Genomic DNA, 6660 nt, shown 5'->3' on the forward strand with positions numbered 1-6660 from the left:
TTGACGGTTTACTAAATTTATTAAAGTTTGAAAAATTGTAAAGTTGCTCATTAAACAAGAGACATAGTTATCAAAGCTTTTAATATTGTTAATTTTTACAAATCAGAAGGAGGGGGAATATTTTTGACAGTTGATTGTTTTAGAAGGTGAAAACTATAAAATTCACATTTCATTCCTATCGCCCAAATCAATTTTCCAACACAGATCCTACTACCTTCCCATTTTCCACAACAGCCGCACTTCGCTTAGGTAACAAAAACCTACCAAACTTAGAATATAAAGCAGGTAAAACCAGCAAAGTTAACGCCGTAGAAGTAAACAACCCACCTAACACTACAATCGAAAGAGGTTGCAAAATTTCCTTCCCTAGCCCCACTGAAATTATCAACGGAACTAAACCCAAAGCTGAAGTTAAAGATGTCATCAAAATAGCGTTGAGTCGTTCCATTGATCCAGCAATTAATACTTCTTTTAAAGACATCCCTAACGCAACTTTTGTGGTGTAATTATCTACTAATAATAATCCGTTTCGAGTAGCCACACCAAACAAAGTTACAAACCCTACCAATGAGGCTACAGAAACAACTCCACCTGTAAAAGCTACCGCAATTACTCCACCCACTAATGCAATGGGCAAGTTAATCATAATCATTGCTGTTGAAGCGATTGATTTCACAGAAAGATACATTAGTACTGTAATCACAACAAAGGAAATAGCACCGAAAACCAGAATATTTTGTGAAGCTCGTTCTTCTGCTTCAAATTGACCTCCATATTGGATAAAATAACCTGAAGGAAGTTGCACTTGTGCCTTAACTTTATTTTGAATATCTGTCACTACAGAGCGCAAATCTCTACCTTTAGCATTAGCAGACACCACAATTAAACGCGAAACATTTTCCCGATTGATAGTATTAGGCCCAGTGCCATAGGCAACCGTAGCAACTTTAGCTAAGGGAATTTTATTACCATCAGGGGTATCAACTAACAAATTCTCAATTGTTTGTAGATTTTTGCGATACTGTGGTTGCAACCACACAACCAAATCAAAGCTTTGTTGCTTCTCTAAAACTTGAGAGACTACTCTTCCATTGAGCGCAGTTTCAATAATATTAGATAATTGTCCAATAGTTAAACCGTAGCGAGATGCAGCAACACGGTCAAACTTAATTTGAATTTGTTCAATAGGAATTTGTGGTTCGAGTTGTAAATCTACAATTCCCGGAATAGATTTTATTGCGTCTTCAACTTGCTTTCCAAGCTTGCGAAGTTCTTCCAAGTCGGAACCAAAAATTTTGACCGCGATTTGACTCCTGACCCCAGACAAAATTTCATCAATACGGTGAGCAATAAATCCACCAATATTGGATGCAGCCCCTGGTATTTTGTTAAACTCTTCCCGCAACCATTCTACGGTAGCTCCGCGATTTTTCATTCCTTTGTCACTCAACCCAATATCAAGGTGAGCCAAATTCACAGGTGCAGCATCCGGATCATTGGGGGCGCGTCCGGCGCGTAATTGAATATACTTTAATCTAGGGTCGTCTTTGAGTTTATCTTCCAAAGCAAAAGCAGCACTATTGGTAGCTTCTAAAGATGTACCTGGGTAAAGTGCTAAAGTATTTACCAAAGTTGTTTCTTGGAATTCAGGTAAAAATGCTCGTCCTAAAGTTGGGAAAATTATAATTGCTGCTATCATTCCCGCCGCAGCCACAGTAATAACAATTACCGAATTTCTGATAGCAAAATCGAGAAAAAGGTAATAAATCCTTTTACAAACTCTTGGTACAAAGGGTTCCCTGACTGACATTTTATTGTGAGGTAATAAAATTGCACATAAAGCCGGACTTACAAGCAGCGCTTCTAAGCTAGAAACTACAACTACCACCAGATAACTAAGACCCATCAGGCCAAAAATCCGACCTTCCACACCAGCAAGGGCAAATATTGGAGAAAAGACGACAATAGTAATTAAAGTTGCCCCAATCAGAGATTCCTGGACTTCCTGTACTCCTTCAAAAACAATTTCCAGTACTGGACTAGGGTTGGGAGAGTATTTATTTTGTCGTAATAAACGAAAAACATTTTCTGCATAGACAATGGCATCATCGATCGCTGTACCAATGGCGATCGCTAATCCTCCCAAAGTCATTGTATTCAGCCCCAAGCCCAAAAAAGATAATACTTGCAATGAAAATATAAAGGTCAGGGCAAAATTCAACAGCACAACTCCAAGAGTCCGCCAATTCATTAAAAAAGGGATGAGGATAACTGCTGCAATGATACTACCTTCCACCAAGGCTGACCTGACATTTTCCACCGAAGTATCGATATAATCTGCTTGGCGGAAGGTTTGATTTACTTTAATTTCTTTCGGTAAACCTGCTTTTAGCTCAGATATTGCGGCTTCAATAGCGCGGGTGACGGTGGGAGTATCAGCTAGGGGTTGTTTATTCACCATCACCACAACAGCATCTTTCCCATTTAAACTACCATCGCCGATTTTCACAGCACCACCAATTTGCACTTGGGCGACATCTCCCAGGCGGACGGGCGTTCCTTGACGGGCGACAATGACAGATTGTTGAAGATCATCAAGGGATTCAATCCGCCCAATTCCCCGAATTAAAGTTTGTTTATCAGGAGTAGTTAAAAAGCCACCAGGAGCATTGACATTTGCCGCCTGTACAGCTTCACTTACCTGTTGTAAAGATACATTAAAAGCTTGTAGTTTGTTGAGGTCTACTAACACTTGATACTGACGCACATCACCGCCATACACAAGTACTTGACTGACACCGGGAACTGCTAAAAGGCGATTCGTCACTTGCCAATCAACAATTCTGCGGACTTCCATGAGGTCGATTTTAGTGGCAGATTGATTATTGCCTTCTCCTTCCACAGTCAAGGCGTACTTTAATACAGTACCGATGGGAGAGCTAGTGGGAGCAATTCGTGGGGTTTCGACTCCTTCTGGTAGCTTGCTTACGGCTTGTTGCAGTCGTTCTTGTATCAACTGGCGGGCTTGAAAGATATCTGTTCCCCAGCCAAAAACAACTCTGACTACAGAAAGTCCGGCTGAAGAAGAGGAACGAACGGTAGTTAAGCCTGGAGTTCCATTAATGGCACTTTCAATTGGTAATGTCACCAAAGATTCGATTTCTTCTGGCGCTAGTCCAGGGGCTGCTGTCTCAATTTCGACTTGGGGAGGTGCAAAGGCTGGAAAAACATCCAGCGGCATTTTGGGAATGGTATTAAAGATGATGACTAATGTGGAAATGAGCGCAGCAATTACTATAAGCCAGCGTCGAGAAATTACCCATCTAGCAACTGTACTAATCATTTGGTTTTTGGTTAAGAAATGACGAAAGGTTTATTTATTCGTGATAAACGAGTAAGTAAATTTAAATATTAGGTGTGGCTGTTGCTAGCATTAAGCCCCAAATCAGCCCAAAGCGAACTATTCCTAAATAGGATATGAACAAACTACATTCTTATACTCTTTACGTCTGGAGCGTGAGATTTATAAACTGTCTGTTCACAATCTAAATAGTCTTGCTGTAGGTTGGTTTGATGTTAGAAAATTTAACAGAACCAAACTTCAGGTATTATCTGCAACTTCGCTAATCACTAACCACCATCTGAATGTCGAGGACGATCATGCTCCTCAAGATTTTTATCAGAAGTAGACAGGGTTGGTTGCTTGTGGTTGTCGAGATAAACCTCTGTTTCATAATTGAACCCGTCGTACTCTAAATTACCTGCTGGTACTAAACGGGTACGACGATTAGACCAGAAAGCACCTCCCATGAAAGCAGCTACTACAAGTGCTACTCCTCCACCTGCTGTTAACCACAAAGGTAGTGGGAAACTGTTAGTTTTAACTTCAGTTTCTTCTGCATGAGAACCACTTTCTTCGTTGTGTTCTTCTTCTGGTTTACTATCACCCCGCAATGATTGAGCGTAAAGTTGGGGTGCACGTTGGGTGACGATCGCATCTCCCTCAAACAAACCCGTCTTCACTTCAACCATGTCCCCAGAGGTTTGACCCAAGGTCACTTCCGCAGATTGGAAAGCATTCCCATTTTGGACGTAGACCATTTTTTTCCCATTCGCATCGACTACAGCCGAGCTAGGAACCGCCAAAATAGGTGCGGATGATTGGTTTGTTAGTACCTCCAATTCCGCAAACATTCCAGGTTTGAGTTGTCCGCCTGGGTTATTTACTTCAGCTTGTACTGAGACAACCCGTGTTTCCCCTTGTACTACCGCACCAATCTGTGTAATCTTTCCAGAAAAGGTACGGTCTGGTAAGCTAGCAACTTTTAGACTTACTCTTTGACCTACTTTTACTTTGTCTAAATCTTTTTCATAAATATTGGCTGTGGCAAAAACCCGACTATCATTGACAATAGTCATGAGTGTGCCACCTGCATCATTAAAAGTTTGACCAAGGGTAACTTGGCGATCGGCAACTTTACCGGAGATGGGAGCAGTCACTGTTACCAATCCTTTGGCATTGGGACGGTTCCCTATTTGTTGTAGTCTAGTATTATAAGCAGAATCACTAAGACGTAAACGCTCTTGTGCTACTTGAACAGCAGACTGAGCGCGTTTCATTTGGGCTTCGCTTTCAATGATATCTCGTCTGCTGTTAGCTGAGGTGAGTTTGGCTTTTGCTTCCGCTAATTGTGTTTGAGATTCGAGCGCGTTGCGACGTGGTAAAGCGCCTTCATTAGCTAACTGTAAATCCTTATTATATTTTTCTTCAGCAAACGCTACCTGGCTTTGTGCTTGGGCAATGTCGGCGTTAGATATTTGTAAATACCTTTGATAATTTTGTTGAGCTAATCTGGAATCGGCTTGCGCTTGCTGCAAAGAAGCTATAGCTTCCGCTCGTTTTTCTTGGGAACTAACCCGTAACTCCACCAAGTCAGGACTGGTAACAACGGCAAGGGGTTGACCTTTTTTGACTACAGCACCGGGTTCCACCAACAATTCAACCACTTTTGCCCCTGTAATTGGGGTATTCACTTCCACTTTTTGGCTAGGTAAGGTTTCAATTTGTCCAGTACTTTTAATACCCAAAGCCAGCTGTTGCCGTTTCACTGGTTCGACTTTAATTCCTAGCCTCTGGGCGGTTTCGGCATCAACTTCGACAGAACCACTTGCTTCGCTTCCACCACCCTGAAATGAACTTCCACCGGTATGATCGTGTCCAGCACCAGCTAATACAGCCGTGGGAGTTGTCAGTAATAAAAGGCTCAGGAGTGTGCCGGAAACACAACGAATTACTGTAGGTGGTTGGAGACTGTTAGAGATTCCCATCGCTATTTTGTGTCCTTGAGTTACTATGGTCTGGATTTGTGCTTAGACGTTGGTTGACTTTTTAAGCGGGATTTCGAGAACTGCTTTTGGCAAGCAAGCGGTTTCACTCTTGTAATTTGTTCACGAAGCCAACTTAACCACTTAACTTAATAGTTTTTCACATAGATATGAAATTGGGATGAAATTAGGACAAGAGATTAGCAATGAAGCTCACCCACTAACTTGCAATGCTAATCCAGAAATATCCCCAACAACCACTCCACCAAGTATTTCTGTCACCAAACCACGAGCCGAAAAACTCCTGAAGCGATCGCAATACCCATCAACACTGGAAAAGCAACGAGAAATACGACAAAAAACGCTATTATATCTTTGCTCAAAGAGCATTTGTAGTATTTAATACTTTAAATTACCTCTTAGGATTTCTCGTAAATCTACTTCTACAGGATGCCCAAACCCCTTAGGTGTAGGTAGAAGAGGCTTGAGAATTAACCATTCAGCATCGCTTAAATCGCTTGGGTAGGGTTTGCGATACGGATTCTCAATTGTAGGTAGACGGCTCATCGACAACAACATAACTACACTCGATTTAGCCTATAACCTTAGTCAAGGCAGATTTAGTTCTCTTTAGATTTTGTTTACGAATCAGCTCTTATAACTCGATTTTTCTTATTACTTTAGCCGGGACACCGTATGCCAGGACACCATCAACTAGATCATTGACGACAACCGCACCAGCTCCAATCAGCGTATTTCTACCTATCCGCACATTGTTTATGACTGTCGCTCCAATTCCTACCCAAGTTCCACTTCCCACAGTTACTCTTCCTCCTAAATGAACACCTGGGGAAATATGAACTCCATCTTCTATTACGCACTCATGGTCAACACTCGCACAACTATTAATAATCACATTTTGACCAATCTTTGCTTGAGAATTAACTATTGCTCCTGCTGCTATGACGGCTCCCGCTCCTATAGATACATCAGCAGCAATTGTTGCTTTTGGATGGATAGCATTTGCTAAAGTAAAACCTTTTATCTCAACTAATTGAGATAAATTTAATCGTGCCTGACAATTACCAAATCCAAAAATTATGTACTTAATGCTTTTATTATAAATATCTAATTGTTCCTGTCCCCCAAGAATTGGCGCTCCGCAAAATTTTTCGCCACGACGCTGTGGATTCAGATCGTCAATAAAGCCGACAATTTCATAGTTTTCTTGTAATCGGATTATATCTGCCACTACTAAGGCATGTCCCGAAGCACCCCATACCAACAATTTTGGAAGCATAAAGGTTTATCTAAATAGTTAAGTCTCTTGTCTGT

The 6660-nt window shown here is 41.4% G+C and carries 4 protein-coding genes and 1 pseudogene; all 5 read right to left on the reverse strand.

All coding sequences use genetic code 11. The features are described from left to right. Window positions 1-187 precede the first annotated feature (187 nt). The 5 genes and pseudogenes from QUD05_RS02650 to QUD05_RS02670 all read right to left on the reverse strand — a co-directional run bounded on the left by QUD05_RS02650 (window position 188) and on the right by QUD05_RS02670 (window position 6625). A complete protein-coding gene (locus tag QUD05_RS02650; RefSeq protein WP_289794641.1) occupies window positions 188-3343 on the reverse strand; it encodes an efflux RND transporter permease subunit in 3156 nt (1051 codons plus the stop codon). Window positions 3344-3630: 287 nt separating this feature from the next. After that, on the reverse strand, window positions 3631-5328 hold the full coding sequence (locus tag QUD05_RS02655) for an efflux RND transporter periplasmic adaptor subunit (RefSeq protein ID WP_289794642.1): 1698 nt from the start codon (window positions 5326-5328) through the stop codon (window positions 3631-3633). Window positions 5329-5538: 210 nt separating this feature from the next. After that, window positions 5539-5715, reverse strand: a complete 177-nt coding sequence (locus QUD05_RS02660; protein ID WP_289794643.1) for a hypothetical protein — start codon at window positions 5713-5715, stop codon at window positions 5539-5541. A 30-nt stretch (window positions 5716-5745) separates the two neighbouring features. Beyond that, window positions 5746-5892 (reverse strand): annotated as a pseudogene (locus tag QUD05_RS02665) (IS5/IS1182 family transposase); the annotation flags it as partial. An 88-nt stretch (window positions 5893-5980) separates the two neighbouring features. Next, entirely contained in the window at window positions 5981-6625 is a 645-nt protein-coding gene (locus tag QUD05_RS02670; protein WP_289794644.1) for an acetyltransferase, read from the reverse strand. Window positions 6626-6660: the final 35 nt, after the last annotated feature.

The organism is Nostoc sp. GT001 (assembly GCF_030382115.1).
Classification (GTDB): domain Bacteria; phylum Cyanobacteriota; class Cyanobacteriia; order Cyanobacteriales; family Nostocaceae; genus Nostoc.

Coding starts and splice junctions, on each gene's coding strand:
- QUD05_RS02660 (WP_289794643.1), bottom strand. CDS start 5,715: ATGCTCTTTGAGCAAAGATATAATAGCGTTTTTTGTCGTATTTCTCGT.
- QUD05_RS02655 (WP_289794642.1), bottom strand. CDS start 5,328: ATGGGAATCTCTAACAGTCTCCAACCACCTACAGTAATTCGTTGTGTT.
- QUD05_RS02670 (WP_289794644.1), bottom strand. CDS start 6,625: ATGCTTCCAAAATTGTTGGTATGGGGTGCTTCGGGACATGCCTTAGTA.
- QUD05_RS02650 (WP_289794641.1), bottom strand. CDS start 3,343: ATGATTAGTACAGTTGCTAGATGGGTAATTTCTCGACGCTGGCTTATA.